Origin of the sequence: Roseibium sp. MMSF_3412 (assembly GCF_030733265.1) — a bacterium.
In the GTDB taxonomy this organism is placed as follows: domain Bacteria; phylum Pseudomonadota; class Alphaproteobacteria; order Rhizobiales; family Stappiaceae; genus Roseibium.
The window spans coordinates 469,389-488,951 of the sequence record NZ_JASHJI010000003.1; the positions used below are offsets into that span (position 1 = coordinate 469,389).

Here is a 19,563-nt window from a genome sequence, read left to right on the forward strand (position 1 = left end):
CTAGAGGACGCCGGCTTCGTTCTTCAGTTTGTCGACGAGTTCGCTCACCGACGCGACCTTGATACCGGCTTCGCGGCCGGCCGGCTCCGTGGTGGTTACCACGGTCAGCCGCGGTGCGATGTCCACACCGAAGTCTTCCGGCGTTTTCTCGTCGATCGGCTTTTTCTTTGCTTTCATGATGTTCGGCAGCGACGCGTAGCGCGGCTCGTTGAGACGCAGGTCCGTCGTGACGATTGCCGGCAGTTTCAGCTTGACCGTCTGCAGGCCGCCATCGACTTCACGCGTGACATCGGCCGTGCCTTCGCCCAGATCGACATTGGAAGCAAACGTGCCCTGGCTCCAGCCCAGAAGCGCGGAAAGCATCTGCCCCGTCTGGTTGCAGTCGTCGTCAATTGCCTGCTTGCCGACGATGACAAGACCCGGCTCTTCCGCCTCGACGATTGCCTTCAGGATTTTCGCAACAGCAAGCGGTTCCGTCGTCTCGTCCGTTTTTACAAGAATTCCGCGATCAGCGCCCATGGCCAGGCCTGTGCGGAGCGTTTCCGTGGCCTGCTGCGGTCCGACGGAAACCACGATGACCTCTGTCGCCTTGCCGGCTTCCTTGAGTCGAAGGGCTTCTTCAACGGAGATTTCATCGAACGGGTTCATGGACATCTTGACATTGGCAAGATCAACACCCGAACCGTCCGGTTTGACACGAACCTTAACATTGTAGTCGATGACCCGCTTCACGGGCACGAGGATTTTCATTTGCTCTCAACCTCTTTCAGGGCGGTTTTCACCGCTCCGCATTGCAAGGCCTGTCCACCGATGTAACTCACGGTCACAAACGGCGGAAACAAGCCAATCGTGGCGCATGGCGCGGGACGGTACTTACCAGCAGACCGGCTGTCAATTGCGCTATAGGGCGCAAGGCCGAAAATTGCCGGGCTTGGAAAAACATGCGTCGCAATGATCATAGTTCGCACAAAAAAATGGCGCCGGACGCATCGCCCGCCGCCATCAACTTGTCTGACTGTAACGGGCTTAGATCCCGGTATCGTCCCGCTGCGGCGTGAACTTGTCGGAAATCGGTTCCGCGAACACCGTCGTCCAGGTGCCGTTTTCGTCCCTGCACGCCGTTCCCTGGATTGTCAGGTCGCGTCCGCTGAAGGTGGTTTGCCTTACATATTCGCGGCACCAGTGACCGCTCTTGCTCTTGTAGGTCTTGATCGGCGTGAGAACATCTGTCCACGAACCTTCCTGTCCGATATAGACAGGTTCGCCGCTGACCCGCGTTTCCAAGGCTTCCTGCACCGTCTGTGCCAGCAAGACCCGTTCCGTTTCCATGTGGGCCGCAAGAGACGCCACCGCGTCGTCCATGCGCGACTGCATCCAGAAAGCGGTGAACATGAAGGTTCCGGCGACCAGGACGATGGCCGCGGCAACCTGAACCATGGGGCTCGACCAGAAAGGTTGCGCACGCGCGAGCGGACCAACATCGCGTTTGTCGAATTCTCTGTCGATAACACTTTGAAACCGCGTCAGCGAGCGATCGGGCACGGGCGCCGACACCGCGCTCTGAAGCAGCGCATTATCTGACGCCATGTCGCGCCAAAGCTGATCTGCGTCTTCCACATTCGAGATGGCATCCTTGAACGCGGCGGCTTCCGCCTCGCTCAGCTCGCCATCCAGAAGTCTGCCGATGTCTTCCGCCAGCAAAATCTGCTCGCGTTTCTTGTCAAATGTCATGACATACCCCCTGGCATGCTGCGCAATGTAACCCCTTGCGCGCCATCCTTTGCCTCGAGAAACTCCCTGAGTTTCAGACGTGCGCGGGCAAGACGGCTGGTCACCGTTCCGATCGGCACGCCCAGCTCAGCGGCGACATCCTTGTAGCTTTGCCCTTCGATTGCGATTTTCAACAGAACCTCGCGATTGTCCTCGTCGAGTTGCCCGATAAAGGACTGTACTTTCTGCAGTTCCAGACTGCTCGCGGCGGCCTTGGCCCCGTCATAGCTGTCTTCGAAATCCATCATTGCCAGATCGAACAGTCGCGCTCGATTGGCACCATCCCTCACAGAATTAAAGTACAGGTTTTGCAAAATTCTGAACATCCAGCTGTCGAGACGCGTCGCGGGATCAAACTGATCCAGAGAGCGGATGGCGCGTTCGCAGGTCGTCTGAACCAGATCGTCGGCCTGGTCCGGATTACGGCACAGTCGCAGCGCGAAACTCCTCAACTTTGGGAGCAAACGGATCATCTCCGTTTTCAATGCTTCGTCAGACAAGAAGTTCTCCGCAAAACCGCTCTCAAGGGGACAACACGCGAACCTGCCTTTCAATCCCCACTTTTTTTGAATTATGTTGCGGAAGAAGACAGACCACCACGTGTTATGGGTGCGAGGGGAAAAAGTCCATTCCCAATCTTTGTCATCTTAGCAAACCGCCGAAGAGCTGAAACCGAATGAAACGCACTCGCCAGAATTCATTGCAAGACCGCCTCTCTGCGATGTTCCGCATTCTGCCGAGTGTCGCAGCCTCGGCGTTGGTGTTCTCTCTTGTCTTCTTCAGCCCCTTGTTTGACCAGAAAGATACCATCGCCGCGGTTGCGCAATCCGGAGACGGCGGTGGCAGCGGCGGCGGTGGCGGCAAAGGTGGCGGCGGCAGCGGCGGTGGCGGCAGCGGCGGCGGTGGCGGCTCCAACGGATCGGGCGGTTCGTCCGGTGGCGGTGAAGACTTCGCAGACGAAAGCCGCAAGAAGGCTCAAAAGCAAGCACAACCGAATTCCTCTGGAAATTCGAATAAATCTGCCTCAGAAAAGTCTAGATCTAACGATCTCTTAGACCGTATCATTGGGCGTCGTCAGTTCGATGGCGACAGTGAGCCTTCCGGTGGGCCCTTGTCCAGAAACCAGGAGAGGGAGGCGATACAGAACGGCTGGCGCTAGATCCAAGAGGCGGGATCAAATTGGGAATAGACTTCAAACTGGGGCCAGCAAGGCTTGTGCTTGCGGTGACATGTCTGGCGGCGGCACCTTCCTGTACAATGATAACAGCCGAGGAACAGGCCGAGCCTCTCGTGCCGTCAGTTGCCTCGTCGCTTGAAATGTCTGACAAGTCCCTCGCGAATCAAAAGCTTCAGTCAGCATTGGAAAAATCCGTGTCGGGCGAAGCGACACGCTGGCAAAACCCCGCAAGCGGCGCAAGCGGGACGGTTACCCCCTTGAAAACGTGGAAAACCGCTTCGGGAACGTATTGCCGCTCCTATGACGAAAAAATCGTTCTTGCTTCCGGCAAATCGCTGAACCGGCGCGGCGTCGCGTGCCGGGCATCCAATTCCAGATGGGAATCGGCTTGAACAAAGCGGTTACCCGAGGTCCCGATCAAAAAGCGCAACACCTTTCCGGCGCATGAACAGCACCAGAACTGCGCCGGTGGCAAGGCCGCCGACATGCGCAATCCAGGCAACCTGGCTTTCCCCTGCAAACAACAGATTGCCGACCTGGAAAAGCACCCACGCGCCCAGAAGCCATTGCGCGGTCAGACGCAGCGGAATGCGGGCGAAGACAAGAACCCACACCTTGACCCTGGGATGCAGCATCAGATAGGCGGCAACGACACCCGAAACAGCACCGGAGGCCCCGATCAAGGGTGTGTCCGAGTTCAGGTCCAGCAGGGCATAGGCCATGCCTGAAGTCACGGCACAAATCAGATAGAAAAGCAGGTATCTGAAGTGCCCCATGGCATCTTCGACATTGTCGCCGAAGACCCACAAGAACAGCATGTTCCCGATCAGGTGGGTAAAGTTCCCGTGCAGGAAGGCATAGGTGACCAGCGACATCCAGTCCGGCAACACCTGAAACTGTGGTGCCAGGTCCCTGATATCGAAAAGGACAACCGGGATGAGGCCATGGGAAACGGAAGACGCGTTGATCGCCTTGTACTCACCGGCGTCCTGAAGCACCAGAAAAACCAGGACATTCAACGCGATCAAGGTCAGATTGACGTAAGGCCTTGCCACATGCTCAAGGCTGTTCTGATCGTGAAGCGGAATAAACACGTGTCGATCAGGCTCCGGTAAACGGCAGTGCCATGGCTTCAGCGGTTCTGGCCGGGGACCCAGAGAACATCGTTTTCGCCCTTGTCGTTCAGATACCGCGAGGCAACAAAGAAATAGTCGGAAAGCCGGTTCATGTAGCGGACGGCCGCAGGATTTATTTTTTCAACCCCGGTGAGCTCGACCATGAGCCGTTCGGCGCGCCGGGACACTGTCCGGGCCAGATGCAGATAGGCCGACGCCGCGCCGCCTCCAGGCAGAACGAACGAACGCAAGGGGGAGAGGTCTCCATTCAGTTCATCGATCGCCGCCTCGATGGCACTCACCTGGGCCTCGGAAATCCGGAGCGGTTCATATCCCAGATCCTGGTCTGTCTCGGGTGTCGCCAGATCGGCGCCAAGGTCGAAAAGATCGTTCTGGATACGGCTGAGAACATCGTCCACAGCTTTGGCATCCGCGTTCATGTGCAGCCTGACAAGGCCCACAACGGCATTGGTTTCATCGACCGTTCCGTAAGCGTCGATCCTCAGATCGTTTTTCGGGCGTCGCTCGCCCGTCCCCAGCGCGGTTGTGCCGTCATCGCCCGTCTTTGTGTAGATCTTGTTCAGAACAACCATTTCATATTTCTCCTGGAAACAGCTTCAAACCCGCCTCGTCAGCCGGACCCGAAGAAATAGAGCCCACTCATCACAAGAACAACCACCAGAAACTGCAAACCGACCCGCCAGCGCATCAGCATCTGAGACCGGTTCGACGGTCCGTTCCTGAACATATTCCAGATCCCGAGCAGCAGGACAATTGCCACCGCAGCCATTCCGATCGGAACAAGTATGTTGAAAATTTCCGCCATTTTTTCCTCGCGAGGTTCAAACCTCTGTTTTGGAATACATTTTACTCTTCAGCATCAGCTGCCTTGATGCAGACCTTGTCCAGGAGGCGTGTCGGCAACACCCGCTTCGCCACGGACATGAGGGTGGTTGGCACCGTGACATGATACCGGGCTTTCGGCCGTTTGGCTTCCAGCGCGTGTATGAGTTTCTTGACAACCGCGCTTGCCGGCAGCTTGAACGGTCCGGGTTCCCCGGCCTCCATGCGAATACGCCGTTTCTCGTATGTTTGCCGAAATACAGATGATTTCAAACCCTGCTCGCCGATCCACCGATCGAAATTGGCAAGCGTGTTTTGTGTGAACCGGGTATCGATCGGCCCGGGCTCGATCAATGAAACCTGCACGCCGCTCCCGTGAAGTTCCTGGCGCAGCGTGTCCGTATACGCTTCGACCGCGAACTTGGATGCCGTATAGGCACCCCGGAATTTGAGGGCAACGAAGCCGAGCACCGAGGAACACTGCACAATACGCCCGCTCGCGTTTGTCCGCATGGCTGGAACCAGCTGCCGCGTCAGATCGTGCCAGCCGATGAAATTCGCCTCAAACAACGTCCGCATGGCATCCGTGGGAATGTCTTCGAGCGCTCCCGGCACGGCATAGGCGCCATTATTGAACAGCGCATCAAGCTTTCCATCGGTCAGATCAAGAACGGCGTCTGCCGTCGCGCGAATGCTGTCTGCATCCTCGTAGTCGAGATAAAACGCCTCGAATCCCTGTGCGGCCAGCCGGTCGAGGTCTTCCTGTTTCCGCACGGTTGGAAAGACACGCCAGTTCCGCCCGCGAAGAATGTGCGCCGCTTCCGCGCCAATACCCGACGAGCACCCTGTAATCAGGATTGAGCGAGGCTTGCTGTAACCCTCTGGCGTGTCAGTCATGCAGGGCTGGTCCAATCACGTCGAAAGCAGGAATCAGGCCGAAGCAACGGCAGTGACTGAAGTCCTATCAGATTGGTTCCCCGGAAAGCAATTTCGGAACCGGCCCGGCAAACCCGGCCGCTTCCTTGATGAACATGCCTTTGAGCCCCGGCATGCGGTCCACCAGACCGAGGCCGAAATCGCGAACCGCCCGCAGCGCATCGTTGTCGTTTGAGAACAGTCTGTTGAGCACGTCGGTGACAACGCCCATCTGGAACGTGTCGAACCGCCGCCAGCGCTGGTATTTTTCCAGAACATCGAACGCACCGACATCCTGCCCGAGGCGGCGCGCATCGACCAGAACTTCCGCCAGGGCCGCGACATCCTTGAAGCCGAGGTTCAACCCCTGCCCGGCGATCGGGTGGATACCGTGGGCAGCGTCGCCGATCAGTGCGAACCGGGGCTGAACGTAATCCCGGGCGAGCTTGAGACCGAGCGGATAGGCGCGGCGCGGGCCGTCGACCTCAAGCTTGCCGAGATGATGGCCGAAGCGCCGTTCCAGCTCGATCTCGAAAGTGAACTCGTCAGAGCGCACCAGCCGCTCGGCATCTGCGGTTTTCTCGGTCCAGACCAGTGACGAACGGTTCTCCGGAAGCGGCAGGATTGCAAACGGGCCGGCGGGCAGAAAGTGCTCTTCGGCACGTCCGTCATGCGGTCTTTCGTGCTTGACCGTCGTCACGATGCCCGACTGGCCGTAGTCCCAGTTCACGGTCCGTATCCCCGCCAGTTCGCGCAATCTTGAGCGTACACCGTCCGCGGCGACCAGAAGACGGCTCTTGAGCTGCGTTCCGTCTTCCAGTTCGATCTCGCTGTGGCTGGCAAGGGTGCGAAACGTGCTCACGCTTGCCGGCGCGAAAAACACGACACCGAGCGACTTGGCCGCTTTGAAGAGCGCAGGCATCATCACCCCATTCGGCATCATGTGCGCAAACGGCTCGCCTTCGGTTGCCTCGCCGTCGAACGTCAGAAAAACAGGGCGCACGACGTCGCGCAATTTGCTGTCCGTGACGATCATTTCCGTAATCGGCTGGGATTTGTTCTCGATCCGCTCCCAGACACCGAGCTGCGTCAGCATGCGGGAGGCGGCGGCAGCGATGGCTGATGCTCTCGGGTCCTTGTGCAGCTGATCCATCGGCTTGGGATCGACCACGGCACAGTTCAGGCCCGGATCGCCCTGTTTCAGTGCCACCGCGAGAGAGAGGCCGACATATCCGCCTCCTGCGATCACAACATCGAACATATCCGTCGATTTCGGTTTCTTGGCCACTCGAATTCTCCCTGCCCCGAGCTTCCCCAAAGGCATCTTGACTTTAACGTCATCTCCCGTCCAAGAGTGCTGGCCGGGAAATCAACTCTTAACAGCGACATGGCTGGTCCACGCAAAGGAATACACCGATGAACACGGCCATTGACAACCTTCTGCAGATACTTGACCTGGAACCGTTGGAAAGCAATCTGTTCCGTGGTCGCAGCCCCCAAGTTGGCTGGCAGCGCGTTTTCGGCGGCCAGGTTATCGGCCAGGCACTGGTCGCAGCGTCCCGGACAGTTGTCGAAGACCGCCATGTGCACTCCCTTCACGGGTATTTTCTGCGTCCCGGTGACCCTCAGGTTCCGATCATCTACGAGGTCGACAGGATCCGCGACGGCGGCAGCTTTACCACAAGACGGGTCGTTGCCATCCAGCACGGTGAAGCAATCTTTTCCATGTCCGCATCGTTCCAGCTTCAGGAAAACGGCCTTGAGCATCAGATCGACATGCCCGACGTGCCAAAACCCGACGAGCTGCCGAGCGACCGGGAACTGAAGGAAAAGTTTCTGGCCGTCGCGCCGGAAAACGTGCGCCGCTACTGGGAGCGCGAACGGCCGATCGAGATGCGCCCGGTCGAGTTGACACACTATTTCAGCAAGAAGCCCCTGCCGCCGCAGCAATATGTCTGGGTGAGGGCGACGGGAAAACTGCCCGACGACGAACGCATCCACCAGTGCGTGCTTGCCTACGCGTCCGATATGACGCTTCTGGACACATCGCTTTTTCCTCACGGAACGTCGGTCTTCAGCCCGAAAATTCAGGCGGCCAGTCTGGATCACGCCATGTGGTTTCATCATCCGTTCCGGGCCGATGAATGGCTTCTTTACGCGACCGACAGCGTGTCTTCGTCAGGGTCCCGCGGCTTGAACCGGGGATCCCTGTTCACCATGGACGGTAAACTCGTCGCCTCAACAGCCCAGGAAGGGCTGATCAGGTTGCGCAGGAAGGAAAAGTGACGCCGTATCGGTCACGGCAAGGTCTCAACGCGCGGATTATCGAAAGACCCGCCGGTCTCAAAACGCGCCCCTCTAGCGGACCGGACTGGTAAATCCGGAGATCGCAAGCGGATTGTCGGTCATTGCCTTCGGATCCGGTGTATCGGGCAACAGCGCCCCGGAAAAAGCCTCGAACATCTTCCGGACAAATCCTTCGGGAAGATCCTTGGTGATGAACACCATGCGCGTGCGCCTGTCTTCATCCGGCCAGGCTTCCAGCGTCGCAGGGGGATGAAACACGTGTTGAACGCCGTGGATGACCACCGGCCGGTCCGGGTCCTCGGCAAGCTGCACGATCCCCTTGACGCGAAGGAGCTTTGGTCCGTGCGCCGACCGCAGCAAATCGAGAAACATCTCGAGGGCCGACGCGGAAACCGGCCGCTCGGTCGCAAGCGTGAAAGCACGGATGGCTTCGCTGTGCCGGTTTATATCATGCGCATGGTCATGTCCGTGGTCATGTCCGTGGTCGTGATCATGATGGTGATGATGCCCGTGCGCATGACTGTGCGCGTGATCGTGTGAATGACCATGCGCGTGGTGGTGCCCGTGACCGCTGTCGGCATAGGCTTCCTCGTTCAGCCAGGCCGCCACATCCGGTATCTTGCTCTTCGGATCATAAAGGCCGGCGTTGAACAGCTTGTCCGGCTCCGCGTCGCCGGATTGGGCATCCAGCCGCAGCGCCCCCGGATTCAACGCGTGAAGACGGTGCTTCAGCGTCTCGAACGCAGACGCTTCCGCCTCCGTCCCCACGAGGTCGGTTTTTGTCAAAACGATCCGGTCGGCGACGGCCGCCTGTTTGCGCGCCTCTTCATGCCCGTCAAGCGTCGAAAGTCCGTTGATCGCATCGACCAGCGTGATCACGCTGTCGAGCCGGTAGCGCATGACCAGATAGGGATGCAGCATCACGGTGTGCAGAATGGGCGCGGGATCGGCGAGACCCGTCGTCTCGATGATCACCCTGTTGAGCCGCTCGGTGCGTCCGTTGTCCAGGTGCCGCAGGAGATTTTCGAGCGTGGTGACGAGATCTCCGCGGATCGTGCAGCACAGGCAGCCGGAAGACAGCTCCACGATCCCTTCTCCGGCCTGATCGACAAACAGGTGATCCAGACCGATTTCACCGAACTCGTTGATGATGACCGCCGTATCGGCCATCGCGGGATCCTTGAGGATCTTGTTCAGGAGAGTCGTTTTGCCCGCGCCCAGGAACCCCGTCAGTATAGACAGCGGAATAGGGGGCTTGGGTCCTTTTTCGGGATTGGGTCCGGAACGTTCTTGGGAAGTCATGAAACGCGACTCCAGTTTGATGCCGAGTGCCTGTTGCGTTCAGGCGCAGGGAAAAATGCGCGCCGGCAGGCCCGGTTACAGGTCGAGGCGAACGGCTAGCATCCTTTCCCGCAGGACGTCAAAGGGAAATGCGCGCTTCCAGCTAGCTTGCGTTGAGGACCGTTTCTTCCGTCTCAGCATCGGCGATACCGCCGGTTTCTTCCGTGTCATCGGCAGCGAGATCCATCGGCGTCAGATCCTGGACGATATCCGTATCGGTAAATGCAAACGTTGCATCGCCCGGATCTTCCGAATCAATTACGTGCCGCACGGCTTCCGCGGCTTTGCGAAGGGTGGCGACGACTTCTTCGATCGATGTTCCGTCTTCCAGTTGATCAGCTGAGAGCTCCGCAAGACTTGCAAGTGCCCGGATGGTTGCTGTGGATCTCGGTTCAATCATCATGCGATTTCTCGATCTGGTTAAGGACCGGCATCCCAATGCCTGAAGGAGTGCACATCCGCTGCCGGGCGCATTGACACGGTCACGCGCCTCGACGGAAGATTTCTTACCGCAGTGTTAAGGAACTCGGTAAACAAAGTGTTAACTGTCCGGAACGGATCGGCACGGGCTGCGGCTCGATGCAGGCAGTTTTATTTGCGCGGACTGGGTGCCGGCACGGGAACGGTGAAATCGAGCCCCTTGCGGAAGATTGAACCGGGCGCCGCCTGCGCGGGTTCACCGGCACTTCCGGCGCTTGCCGAAGCAGACTGCGTAATGGCGTCCGAGGCACTGCCTTGAGCTGTGTTCTGCAGTTTGGCACGGATCTCGATTTCGGCCCGGCGCATCGGATTTGCCGCGGGGACCGGAATATCGGACGCCGGTATCTGCGATCCGGCAATGTTGGCCGCGGCTTTCGGTGTGCCGCTCGGTTTTCCGAGACTGACCTGCAGAGGCTTGTAGGCAATCCGGCGCGGTCCGAGCGTCCGATCCAGTATTTTTGCCCAGTCAGGCTTTCCGTTTGCAAGCGTGAACCCGCTTTCGTCCACCTTCTTCAGCTGCTTGTCGCTGGCACTTCTGAAAAACAGAAATCCGCCTGACGGTTCGTTCTTCATGTCGAAGCGGGCCATGTACGCCTTTGCACCCGGGCTCCGGTTCCGCCGGCAATAGCCGTTCGCCGGTGGATTTCCGGAAGACCCGGTCATGCTGGCAACATTTTTGCCGCCGCCGCGCTTCCGGAACCCCTTGTCGAAGAGCTGGCGCGCAAAGGCGGTTCTCTCCAGCCCGGAGCCCGCACCCAGGATAACGGCGATCAGTGTCCGGCCGCGGCGCGTAACGGAGGCGGCGACGTTGTAGCCCGAGTTGCAGATGTAACCTGTCTTCATGCCGTTCGCACCGGGAACCCGCAAAAGGAATTCCCTGTTTGCCGAACGCAGTGTCTTTTTGCCGAACCGCAGGCCCGGATGGTTGTAGAATTTCTTGGATTCCGGAAAGTCCCGGCGCAGGGCCATGGCGAGGATGGCCATGTCGCGCGCGGTTGTAACCTGACCGTTGTCCGGCAGGCCATGCGGATTGGTGAAACGCGTATTGGTCATTCCAAGACGCCGGGCTTCCGCGTTCATGGCCGCAAGAAACGCCGATTCCGATCCGGAAACCGCCTCGCCGAGCGCAACGGCGACATCGTTCGCCGACTTGACCAGAATGATCTTCAACGCGGTGTCGATGGTGAACCGTGTCCCCACCTTGAAGCCCATTTTGCTCGGCGGTTCGGACAAGGAGTTCTTCGACTGGACGACCGCCGAATTCAGCGTCGCACGGCCTTCCCGGATCGCCTTGAAGGTCACGTAGGCGGTCATCATCTTTGTCAGCGAGGCCGGGTACCACTTCCGCGTGGCATTTTTTTCTTCCAGCACCTTGCCCGTCTTTGCATCGACAAGGATGAACGCGCCGATATCGGCGCGCGCCGACCCGCTGTTCAGGGCCGCAGCGCCGAAGAAAAGGGCCAGAAAAAAGACTGTCAGGCGGCCAATTGGGCTTGAGAACACGTGTATCCCTCGCTGGTCACACCGCTATATGAGCGCACACTGGTTAAAGACTGTTTGCCATCTTGCCGTTCCTATTAAAAACCGGATCATCCCGCGCAGAGCAACCCCTCAGTCGAATTCGAAACCTGATTGCTCTTTGTGCAACCGCCCAATTTTTGAGCAACCGGCTAGAGGAGCCGCGTCTCCCCGCCCGTAAATCCGTGGTCTCTCTCGCGGATTCCGGCGCTCGCTTCAAATCGCGCTTTTTTGGCCCGGCCCTTGCTAATATGCTGCCAACCGTTGCCGGGACGCGTCTGAGGCCTGCCCGGTCAGAATTCGGACGAAAGGTGCCGGGATGAACAGCACCGGCAAGATCCAGGGGCGGATAAAGCATGTATGATGCTGCAATGGCATCAGATTCGGGCCTGCAAAACAAAACTTTGCAGCGGGTTGCCGGTGTAGCGCGTGTCCGGTTCGCGAAAGTTGAAGGCCGCACGCGCGTGGCGGACCTCTACCAGAAGGGATCTGCCAAGATCCGGCTGCCGAAAATCTATGACACGACGGCAACGGCGGTTCTGATCAACACGGCCGGCGGCCTCACCGGAGGCGACAGACTTTCCTACGATGTCGCGATTGATGACGGCGCACACGCGATTGTGACCACCCAGACCGCCGAGCGGGCCTACCGAAGCAACACCGGCTCGGCAAAAGTGACAGGCTCGCTGAAGGTTGGGGCCGGGGCAACCCTGGAATGGCTGCCCCAGGAGACCATCCTGTTTGACCGGTCGGGGCTGGGCCGGGAACTGAATGCCGAGCTTGCCACGGATGCCCGGCTGATGCTTTTGGAGACGATTGTGGTCGGCCGTACCGCCATGGGCGAAACCGTCACGTCGGTCAGCTTCAGGGACCGTTGGAGAATCCGACGCGAGAACAAGCTCGTTTTCGCCGACGACGTCCGCTACGCCGGCAACCCGGCAGACTTCTTGAGTGGCCCGGCAACCGCACGCGCAGGCCATGTCGTTTCAACTTTTGTGGATTGCGCGATCGACGCCGAAGAGCGCCTGCCGCACGCGCGATCCTGTCTGGACAAGATCCCAGCGGCATCGACCCAGGCTGCCGCAAGTGCCTGGAACGGCTTGCTGACGGCACGTTTTGTGTCCAATGATAGCCGCGACTTACGCAACGCGCTCATTTCGTTTTTGACCGGTTACCGCTCGGCCGACCTGCCGCGCGTCTGGTATTGCTAGTTTGGAGGATTTGCCGTGAACCTTACTCCCCGCGAGAAGGACAAACTGCTCATTTCAATGGCCGCAATGGTTGCCCGCCGCAGACTGGAACGCGGGGTCAAACTCAATCATCCCGAAGCGGTTGCCCTGATAACGGATTTTGTTGTCGAGGGCGCAAGGGACGGGCGCTCCGTCGCCGATCTCATGGCCGCCGGCGCCTCTGTCATTTCCCGCAACCAGGTCATGGAAGGCGTAGCGGAGATGATCCACGACGTTCAGGTGGAAGCGACATTTCCCGACGGAACCAAGCTCGTCACGGTCCACGAACCGATCCGCTGACCCTTTCTGTTCTCCAAGATGTCAGGAGTTTTCAAATGATCCCGGGTGAGATCTTTCCCGCCGAAGGCGACATAGAACTGAATGCGGGCCTTGAGACCGTGGAACTCGACGTTTCCAACACCGGAGACAGACCCGTTCAGGTCGGCAGCCATTATCATTTCGCCGAAACCAATTCAGGCCTTTCCTTCGATCGTGAGAAGGCCAGGGGCATGCGTCTGGATATTCCTGCCGGCACGGCTGTTCGTTTCGAACCCGGGCAGACACGGTCCGTCACGTTGGTGCCCTATCGCGGCAAAAGGACGGTCTACGGCTTCAATCAGAAGGTCATGGGTCCGCTGTGAAAGTCCAAGCCAAGGCGCTCGCTTGTCTCGCCGGAACGGCTCTTGCCGTCCTGACCGGTGCGCCGGTCAAGGCACAGACCGCAATTGACTGCGCCAACCCGGTAAGCCAGGTGGAAATGACCTATTGCGCAGAGCAGGACTGGCTCGAGGCCGATGCTGCGCTGAACACGGTTTACGGACTGGCCATGGCCAAGATGCGCGAAACAGATGGCTATCTGCCTGACAATCTGAAGGGGGCAGCGAACGCCTTGCGCGACGCCCAGCGCGCCTGGATCCCCTATCGTGACAAGGCCTGCGCCGCATACGGCTACCTCGCCCGCGGCGGCACCCTGGAGCCGCAACCCATCTATAGCTGCCGCGCCGATCTGACCCGGTCCCGCGTCGGAGAACTTGAAGAGCTTGCGGGAGGCCTGGGGAACTGATGCGTCTTTTGCTTGCCGCCATCCTCTACGCCGCCATGAGCCTTGGCGCACATGCGCAGGAGAACATCGATTGCGGATACCCGCTTAACAACAACGAGCGCACTTACTGCGCAGAAAAAGCGCTGAGCGAAGCCAATACAAAACTTGAGACCATCTACCGGGACCTCCTCGCCAGGGTCATCCAGATGGATGACGCCGTGCCCGAGCATCTGAAAGGTGCCGCTGCCGCCCTTGAAGAGGCACAGGCGGCCTGGGTGTCCTTCCGGGAACTCGACTGCAATGCCTACAGCTTTCCCTACAAGGGCGGAACGCGCGGCAGTGAGCTTTACCGGAATTGCATGATCATCATGACAATGCAGCGCATCGAAGACTTGCAGGCAACCCTTGATGATTACGGCGATTGACGCACGTGAAAGAGCTGACAGAAACATATGGTGGTCTATTCCCCACACCTGATTTTGACCATAGTTGCGGCCGTGTTTGTCGTGGGCCTGATCTGCGTTGGGCTTTTTACCAGCTTCTCAAGATCTCACGGCTTCCGCGTCGCGGTGACCGGCTTGCTTGTGTCGCTCGGTCTGCTTGTCATACCGATCTCTCAGCTGACTTTCGCGGGGTTTCGCGGGTATCAGCTCGCGGCCTTTGCCGTTTTGCTTTTGGCGATAACCGGCATCTGGCGAAACAGAGCCCGCCCGTTTCTGCTCGCCTTGCCGGTCGCAACGCTCATCGCAATGGCCTACGTCTGGCTCAATTGGCCGACAGGGTCACCGTCGCCGTTCCAGTCGGCGGGTCCGGACGGAATTCCCGGAGTAATGCTTTTGATTTTCAATCTCGGAGGGGCCGCCATTCTGGCGTTTGTTCTCCTTGTCCAATGCCACACTCCCCTGAACGAAAAAACGGAGAAGTGAGACATGCCGTATAAAATGCCACGCGCCGCTTATGCGGATATGTTCGGACCGACGACCGGCGACCGGATGCGCCTTGCTGACACCGACCTCATTATCGAGGTCGAGAAGGATTTCACCACCTATGGCGAGGAAGTGAAATTCGGCGGCGGCAAGGTGATCCGGGACGGCATGGGCCAGTCGCAGGCGCCGCGTTCGGCGGGCGCTGTTGACACGGTCATCACCAATGCCCTGATTGTCGATCACTGGGGCATCGTGAAGGCGGATGTCGGTCTGAAAGACGGCCGCATCGTCGGCATCGGCAAGGCGGGCAACCCGGACGTCCAGCCCGATGTCGACATCATCGTCGGACCCGGAACCGAAGCCATTGCGGGCGAGGGCAAGATCCTGACAGCCGGTGCGCTCGACGTGCACATCCACTTCATCTGCCCGCAACAGATTGACGATGCCCTGATGTCCGGCGTCACGACCATGCTGGGCGGCGGCACCGGACCGGCCACGGGAACAAACGCAACGACCTGCACGCCCGGTCCCTGGCACATCACGCGCATGCTTCAGTCGGCCGACAGCTTTCCGATGAACCTCGCCTTTGCCGGCAAGGGCAACGCTTCCCTGCCCGCGGCGCTGGAAGAGCAGATCATGGCCGGGGCTTGTGCCCTGAAGCTGCATGAGGACTGGGGCACGACACCGGCGGCGATCGACACCTGCCTGTCGGTTGCTGATGAATACGACGTTCAGGTCATGATCCACACCGACACGCTGAACGAATCCGGCTTCGTTGAAAACACGACGGCGTCCTTCAAGGATCGCACCATCCATGCCTTTCATACGGAAGGTGCCGGCGGCGGGCACGCACCGGACATCATCAAGGTCTGCGGCGAGACGAACGTGCTGCCGTCCTCGACCAACCCGACAAGGCCCTACACCGTCAACACGCTGGAAGAACATCTGGACATGCTGATGGTGTGCCATCACCTGGACAGCTCGATCCCGGAAGATGTCGCCTTTGCCGAAAGCCGCATCCGCAAGGAAACCATTGCGGCGGAAGACATCCTGCATGACATGGGTGCATTTTCGATCATCGCATCCGACAGCCAGGCCATGGGCCGCGTCGGTGAGGTTGTCATCAGAACGCTTCAAACGGCCCACAAGATGAAGGTTCAGCGCGGCCGCCTTGCAGAGGAAACCGGTGAAAACGACAATTTCCGGGTGAAGCGCTACATGGCCAAGATGACCATCAATCCCGCCATCGCTCACGGGCTTGACCAGCATGTCGGCTCCGTGGAGATCGGCAAACTGGCGGATCTGGTTCTGTGGGATCCGAAATTCTTCGGCGTCAAACCCGACATGGTGCTGAAACTCGGCACCATCGCCGCGGCCCCCATGGGGGACCCGAATGCCTCGATCCCCACGCCGCAGCCTGTCCACTACCGCCCGATGTTCGGCGCTTTCGGCAAGGCCATGACGGAAAGCCGTGTGACCTTTGTGTCCCAGGCAGCCTATGACACGGATATCAAGCAGAAAGCCGAACTCGACAGTCTCGTGCTGCCGGTGAAGAATGTCCGCGGCGGCATTTCCAAGAAATCCATGGTTCTCAACGATGCGACGCCGGACATCGAGGTTCATCCGGAAACCTATGAAGTGCGCGCAAACGGTGAACTCCTGACCTGCGAACCGGCAGAGGTTCTCCCCATGGCCCAGCGCTACTTCCTGTTCTAGGGTGTGGACGAGACCGCGTTTGGGAGAGGAAAATGTACAAGATCGTCGGATTTCCGCGCACGCGCGCCATGCGGGTGATGTGGCTGCTGGAGGAACTTGGCGAGCCTTACGAGATCGATCCTGCCCTGCCGCAATCGGAGGGAGCGCGCAGCTTCAATCCAAGCGGCAAGGTTCCGATCCTGATTGACGGCGACGACGCGATCACGGACTCCGTCGCGATTTGCACATATCTTGCCGACAAGCACGGGAAGTTCACCTTTCCGCCCGGCACCATCGAGCGCGCCCGGCAGGACAGCTTCACCCAGTTCGCGGTCGATGTTCTGGAAGGTGCGCTTTGGACGGCATCCAAGAACACCTTCATCCATCCTGAGGAGATGCGGGTTCCGGAGATCAAGAAAGTCTGCAACAAGGAATTCCAGACCGGACTGGAAACGCTCGAAAAACGCTTAGGTGCGGGCCCCTTCGTGATGGGCGAGACGTTCACGATCGCCGATATCATCATCGGACATTGCTCCGGCTGGGCGGTAGCCGCCAGGTTCGATCTGCCCAGGGAAGGTCCGGTTTACGACTATTTCAAGCGCCTGCGGGAGCGCCCGGCTTTCAAGGCAATGAAGGCAAAGGTCGACGCAGCATAATGATACGTGTCCAGAAAATTCACCCGGCCGGAAACTGGCAAGGGGATCCGGCAGACCGGATCACGCTCGATCTCGACGACCGTTATCGCAGACGGGCCGTCCTGAACGGAGAAAACGGCCTGACTTTTCTGCTGGACGAACCGAGCGCAGTTCACCTGCGCCATGCCGATGGTCTTGAACTGGAGGATGGCCGCATCGTGGAAGTGGTGGCGGAGCCGGAAGAGCTTGTCGAGATTGAAGCCGAGAACACGGCCCATCTCATCAAGATCGCCTGGCATCTGGGCAACCGGCATCTGCCGACACAGCTTATGGGGCAAGCCCTCAGGATCCGGCGCGATCACGTAATTGAGGACATGGTGGCAAAACTCGGCGGACGGCTAACCCCGTTGCAGGCTCCTTTCGATCCTGAAGGCGGCGCTTACGGGCACGGCCGCACGCACGGGCACGGGCACGGGCACGGGCACGGGCATGGGCATGGGCATGGGCATGGGCATAGCCATGACTGAACCGATGTCGCCCGGCGCGCTTTACCGATTGATGACCTTCCTCTCGCCGGCATTCCCTGTCGGCGCGTTCACCTACAGCCATGGGCTGGAACAGGTGATCGAACAGGGCATCGTGACGGATCGCGTGGAGCTTGAACACTGGCTGCAGGATGTCCTTCGCCACGGGGCGGGGCGCACCGATGCGATTCTTCTGGCCGAAACCCACCGCAGCTTTACGGCAGACGGCGGGACCGGCATTCAGGACTTGCGCGAGCTGGGCCTTGCCTTGCAGCCATCAAAGGAAAGGCGGCTGGAAACCGCGGCCCAGGGCACGGCATTCATTCGGACGGTGGAGAAAGGCTGGCAACCGGAGGCCGATGGCCCGGCTTTTCTCTTCGGTGACCTTACCGGCGCAGATCGGGATGACTGGCCGTATCCGGTCGCTGTCGGGCTTGCCTGCGCAGCGCATGCGATCCCGCTCGTTCCGGCGATCACCTCTTTTCTCCAGGCTTTTGCCGCCAACCTCGTGTCCGCCGCGATACGGGCAGTTCCGCTCGGGCAAAATGACGGCCAGCTTGTTGTCGCCGGTCTGGAAACGGCCGTTTTTGAAGTTGCCGAGGAGGCACTCCTGTCCGGGCTCGACGATCTCGGCAGCTCCACATTCCTCGCGGACATCGCCTCCATGGCGCACGAAACACAGTATTCGAGGCTCTTTCGCTCATGACGTCACCAAACGGTCCCCTTCGCGTCGGCATCGGCGGTCCCGTCGGTTCCGGCAAGACCACCCTGACCGACCGTCTTTGCAAGGCGATGCGCGACACCTATTCGATCGCCGTCATCACGAACGACATTTACACCAGCGAGGACGCCGAGGCTCTGATGAGGTCCCAGGCCCTTTCCAGCGACCGCATCCGCGGCGTGGAAACCGGCGGTTGTCCACACACGGCGATCCGGGAAGACGCCTCGATCAACCTTGCAGCCGTCGACGACCTGACAAGATCCATTCCGGATCTGGATCTGGTCCTGATCGAATCGGGCGGTGACAATTTGGCCGCCACGTTCTCGCCCGAGCTTGCCGATCTGACAATCTACGTGATCGATGTCGCCGCCGGCGAGGAGATACCCCGAAAGGGCGGGCCGGGCATCACGAGGTCGGACCTGCTCATCATCAACAAGACCGATCTTGCGCCCTATGTCGGCGCTGACCTCGATGTCATGGACCGGGATGCGGCGAGGATGCGCAAGGCGCGACCCTTCGTCTTCGCCAACACCAAGGCGGGAGAAGGTCTCGACCGCGTGGTGGATTTTATCGTCGCAAAAGGCGGCCTGAGGGCGCCGCCTTCTTCCGGCGACTGACGCTCGATACGCGCAAAACAAGATCCCGCTTGATCTTTCAACCGTTTCCACTCAACCTGCATCCTTAAAAATGCGGAGGGCAGACCGATGATGTTTGATGGCATTAATCTCATCGCCGTGGCGGTTGCCGGCGTGGCATCCTTCATTTTCGGATCAATCTGGTACGGCGTGCTCGGCAAGGCATGGATGGCGGCTGCCGGCCTGACCGAGGAGCAGACCAGACCGGATCCGGTGACACTCGGCCTGGCCTTTGTCTGCCAGCTCGTGATGGCCTTCGTCTTTGCCGGCGTGATCTACCACACCGGCGAGACATCGATCCGCACCGGACTGATTTCCGCACTGATGATCTGGGTCGGGATCGTCATGACCACGCAGATCATCAACCACCGTTTTCAGGGCAAGCCGTGGAGCCTGACGATGATCGACGGCGGCCATTGGCTCGGTGTCCTGATTGTCCAGGCTGTCGTGATCGGCTGGTTCGGTTCTTGACCCGGTACTGTCGGAGGCGAAGCCGTCGCGTGCTGCTTCGCCACAAGACTTACGCCTAAATCACTACGTATTTGAACGCATTAGACCAAGGACTCGGCGACTAAAGGACTAAAGTTTGGTTCTGGACGCCCATGGGGGCGATCAGCATAATGGCCCCCGGCAAACAAACCGGGCGCGGGGAGGATGATGTGTGCCCGCACCGGTTCATATTGTTTCGGG

At 59.3% G+C, this 19,563-nt stretch carries 26 protein-coding genes; 15 read left to right on the top strand and 11 right to left on the bottom strand.

The genetic code is table 11. The features are described 5' to 3' along the window. The 3 genes from RBB49_RS08465 to RBB49_RS08475 all read right to left on the bottom strand — a co-directional run bounded on the left by RBB49_RS08465 (nucleotide 1) and on the right by RBB49_RS08475 (nucleotide 2,270). Nucleotides 1-750 carry an electron transfer flavoprotein subunit beta/FixA family protein gene (locus RBB49_RS08465; protein ID WP_306142286.1) on the bottom strand — a complete coding sequence of 250 codons (750 nt, stop codon included), beginning with the start codon at nucleotides 748-750 and terminating at the stop codon, nucleotides 1-3. 276 nt (nucleotides 751-1,026) lie between these two features. Beyond that, nucleotides 1,027-1,731, bottom strand: a complete 705-nt coding sequence (locus RBB49_RS08470; RefSeq protein WP_306142287.1) for a hypothetical protein — start codon at nucleotides 1,729-1,731, stop codon at nucleotides 1,027-1,029. Then, nucleotides 1,728-2,270 (bottom strand): RNA polymerase sigma factor, encoded by a 543-nt coding sequence (locus RBB49_RS08475; RefSeq protein WP_306142288.1) that lies wholly within the window; start codon nucleotides 2,268-2,270, stop codon nucleotides 1,728-1,730. The genes RBB49_RS08470 and RBB49_RS08475 overlap by 4 nt, the downstream gene beginning before the upstream one ends. A 176-nt stretch (nucleotides 2,271-2,446) precedes the next feature. Here RBB49_RS08475 and RBB49_RS08480 point away from each other — a divergent pair, with 176 nt between their 5' ends. Continuing rightward, nucleotides 2,447-2,929: a hypothetical protein gene (locus RBB49_RS08480; RefSeq protein ID WP_306142289.1), complete on the top strand. Its 483-nt coding sequence runs from the start codon at nucleotides 2,447-2,449 to the stop codon at nucleotides 2,927-2,929. A gap of 158 nt (nucleotides 2,930-3,087) precedes the next feature. Then, nucleotides 3,088-3,339 carry an RT0821/Lpp0805 family surface protein gene (locus RBB49_RS08485; RefSeq protein ID WP_306142390.1) on the top strand — a complete coding sequence of 84 codons (252 nt, stop codon included), beginning with the start codon at nucleotides 3,088-3,090 and terminating at the stop codon, nucleotides 3,337-3,339. A gap of 9 nt (nucleotides 3,340-3,348) precedes the next feature. Here the strand turns inward: RBB49_RS08485 and RBB49_RS08490 are convergent, their stop codons facing one another. The 5 genes from RBB49_RS08490 to RBB49_RS08510 all read right to left on the bottom strand — a co-directional run bounded on the left by RBB49_RS08490 (nucleotide 3,349) and on the right by RBB49_RS08510 (nucleotide 7,108). Then, nucleotides 3,349-4,041, bottom strand: a complete 693-nt coding sequence (locus tag RBB49_RS08490) for a rhomboid family intramembrane serine protease (protein WP_306142290.1) — start codon at nucleotides 4,039-4,041, stop codon at nucleotides 3,349-3,351. A gap of 38 nt (nucleotides 4,042-4,079) precedes the next feature. Next, on the bottom strand, nucleotides 4,080-4,655 hold the full coding sequence (locus tag RBB49_RS08495) for a cob(I)yrinic acid a,c-diamide adenosyltransferase (protein WP_306142291.1): 576 nt from the start codon (nucleotides 4,653-4,655) through the stop codon (nucleotides 4,080-4,082). A gap of 38 nt (nucleotides 4,656-4,693) precedes the next feature. Beyond that, a complete protein-coding gene (locus RBB49_RS08500; RefSeq protein ID WP_306142292.1) occupies nucleotides 4,694-4,888 on the bottom strand; it encodes a twin transmembrane helix small protein in 195 nt (64 codons plus the stop codon). A 41-nt stretch (nucleotides 4,889-4,929) separates the two neighbouring features. Continuing rightward, nucleotides 4,930-5,802 carry an SDR family oxidoreductase gene (locus tag RBB49_RS08505; protein WP_306142293.1) on the bottom strand — a complete coding sequence of 291 codons (873 nt, stop codon included), beginning with the start codon at nucleotides 5,800-5,802 and terminating at the stop codon, nucleotides 4,930-4,932. Between the two features lie 67 nt (nucleotides 5,803-5,869). After that, complete coding sequence (locus RBB49_RS08510) at nucleotides 5,870-7,108, bottom strand: ubiquinone biosynthesis hydroxylase (protein ID WP_306142294.1); 1,239 nt, start codon at nucleotides 7,106-7,108, stop codon at nucleotides 5,870-5,872. A 128-nt stretch (nucleotides 7,109-7,236) separates the two neighbouring features. Here RBB49_RS08510 and tesB point away from each other — a divergent pair, with 128 nt between their 5' ends. After that, on the top strand, nucleotides 7,237-8,106 hold the full coding sequence (gene tesB / locus RBB49_RS08515; protein ID WP_306142295.1) for an acyl-CoA thioesterase II: 870 nt from the start codon (nucleotides 7,237-7,239) through the stop codon (nucleotides 8,104-8,106). 72 nt (nucleotides 8,107-8,178) lie between these two features. Here the strand turns inward: tesB and RBB49_RS08520 are convergent, their stop codons facing one another. The 3 genes from RBB49_RS08520 to RBB49_RS08530 form a co-directional block, all read right to left on the bottom strand. Further along, nucleotides 8,179-9,429 (bottom strand): GTP-binding protein, encoded by a 1,251-nt coding sequence (locus tag RBB49_RS08520; protein WP_306142296.1) that lies wholly within the window; start codon nucleotides 9,427-9,429, stop codon nucleotides 8,179-8,181. Between the two features lie 142 nt (nucleotides 9,430-9,571). Beyond that, on the bottom strand, nucleotides 9,572-9,871 hold the full coding sequence (locus RBB49_RS08525) for a hypothetical protein (protein WP_306142297.1): 300 nt from the start codon (nucleotides 9,869-9,871) through the stop codon (nucleotides 9,572-9,574). A gap of 188 nt (nucleotides 9,872-10,059) precedes the next feature. Next, nucleotides 10,060-11,451, bottom strand: a complete 1,392-nt coding sequence (locus tag RBB49_RS08530) for a D-alanyl-D-alanine carboxypeptidase family protein (protein ID WP_306142298.1) — start codon at nucleotides 11,449-11,451, stop codon at nucleotides 10,060-10,062. Nucleotides 11,452-11,837: 386 nt separating this feature from the next. Here RBB49_RS08530 and RBB49_RS08535 point away from each other — a divergent pair, with 386 nt between their 5' ends. The 12 genes from RBB49_RS08535 (at nucleotide 11,838) to RBB49_RS08590 (ending at nucleotide 19,344) form a co-directional block, all read left to right on the top strand. Then, nucleotides 11,838-12,677 carry an urease accessory protein UreD gene (locus tag RBB49_RS08535; protein ID WP_306142299.1) on the top strand — a complete coding sequence of 280 codons (840 nt, stop codon included), beginning with the start codon at nucleotides 11,838-11,840 and terminating at the stop codon, nucleotides 12,675-12,677. 15 nt (nucleotides 12,678-12,692) lie between these two features. Further along, nucleotides 12,693-12,995: an urease subunit gamma gene (locus tag RBB49_RS08540; RefSeq protein ID WP_306142300.1), complete on the top strand. Its 303-nt coding sequence runs from the start codon at nucleotides 12,693-12,695 to the stop codon at nucleotides 12,993-12,995. 35 nt (nucleotides 12,996-13,030) lie between these two features. Continuing rightward, entirely contained in the window at nucleotides 13,031-13,336 is a 306-nt protein-coding gene (locus tag RBB49_RS08545; RefSeq protein ID WP_306142301.1) for an urease subunit beta, read from the top strand. Next, nucleotides 13,333-13,758, top strand: coding sequence for a lysozyme inhibitor LprI family protein (locus tag RBB49_RS08550; protein ID WP_306142302.1), 426 nt, complete (start codon nucleotides 13,333-13,335; stop codon nucleotides 13,756-13,758). The genes RBB49_RS08545 and RBB49_RS08550 overlap by 4 nt, the downstream gene beginning before the upstream one ends. Continuing rightward, nucleotides 13,758-14,162, top strand: coding sequence for a lysozyme inhibitor LprI family protein (locus tag RBB49_RS08555; protein WP_306142303.1), 405 nt, complete (start codon nucleotides 13,758-13,760; stop codon nucleotides 14,160-14,162). The genes RBB49_RS08550 and RBB49_RS08555 overlap by 1 nt, the downstream gene beginning before the upstream one ends. A 30-nt stretch (nucleotides 14,163-14,192) precedes the next feature. Then, nucleotides 14,193-14,663 carry a hypothetical protein gene (locus RBB49_RS08560; protein WP_306142304.1) on the top strand — a complete coding sequence of 157 codons (471 nt, stop codon included), beginning with the start codon at nucleotides 14,193-14,195 and terminating at the stop codon, nucleotides 14,661-14,663. Nucleotides 14,664-14,666: 3 nt separating this feature from the next. Then, complete coding sequence (ureC, locus tag RBB49_RS08565) at nucleotides 14,667-16,379, top strand: urease subunit alpha (protein ID WP_306142305.1); 1,713 nt, start codon at nucleotides 14,667-14,669, stop codon at nucleotides 16,377-16,379. A 32-nt stretch (nucleotides 16,380-16,411) separates the two neighbouring features. Next, nucleotides 16,412-17,014 (top strand): glutathione S-transferase family protein, encoded by a 603-nt coding sequence (locus RBB49_RS08570; protein ID WP_306142306.1) that lies wholly within the window; start codon nucleotides 16,412-16,414, stop codon nucleotides 17,012-17,014. Then, nucleotides 17,014-17,520, top strand: a complete 507-nt coding sequence (locus tag RBB49_RS08575) for an urease accessory protein UreE (protein WP_306142307.1) — start codon at nucleotides 17,014-17,016, stop codon at nucleotides 17,518-17,520. The genes RBB49_RS08570 and RBB49_RS08575 overlap by 1 nt, the downstream gene beginning before the upstream one ends. Beyond that, nucleotides 17,513-18,223 (top strand): urease accessory protein UreF, encoded by a 711-nt coding sequence (locus RBB49_RS08580; protein WP_306142309.1) that lies wholly within the window; start codon nucleotides 17,513-17,515, stop codon nucleotides 18,221-18,223. Before RBB49_RS08575 ends, RBB49_RS08580 begins: the two co-directional genes overlap by 8 nt. After that, nucleotides 18,220-18,855, top strand: a complete 636-nt coding sequence (gene ureG / locus RBB49_RS08585; RefSeq protein ID WP_306142311.1) for an urease accessory protein UreG — start codon at nucleotides 18,220-18,222, stop codon at nucleotides 18,853-18,855. The genes RBB49_RS08580 and ureG overlap by 4 nt, the downstream gene beginning before the upstream one ends. Nucleotides 18,856-18,945: 90 nt before the next feature. Beyond that, entirely contained in the window at nucleotides 18,946-19,344 is a 399-nt protein-coding gene (locus RBB49_RS08590; protein ID WP_306142313.1) for a DUF1761 domain-containing protein, read from the top strand. Nucleotides 19,345-19,563: the final 219 nt, after the last annotated feature.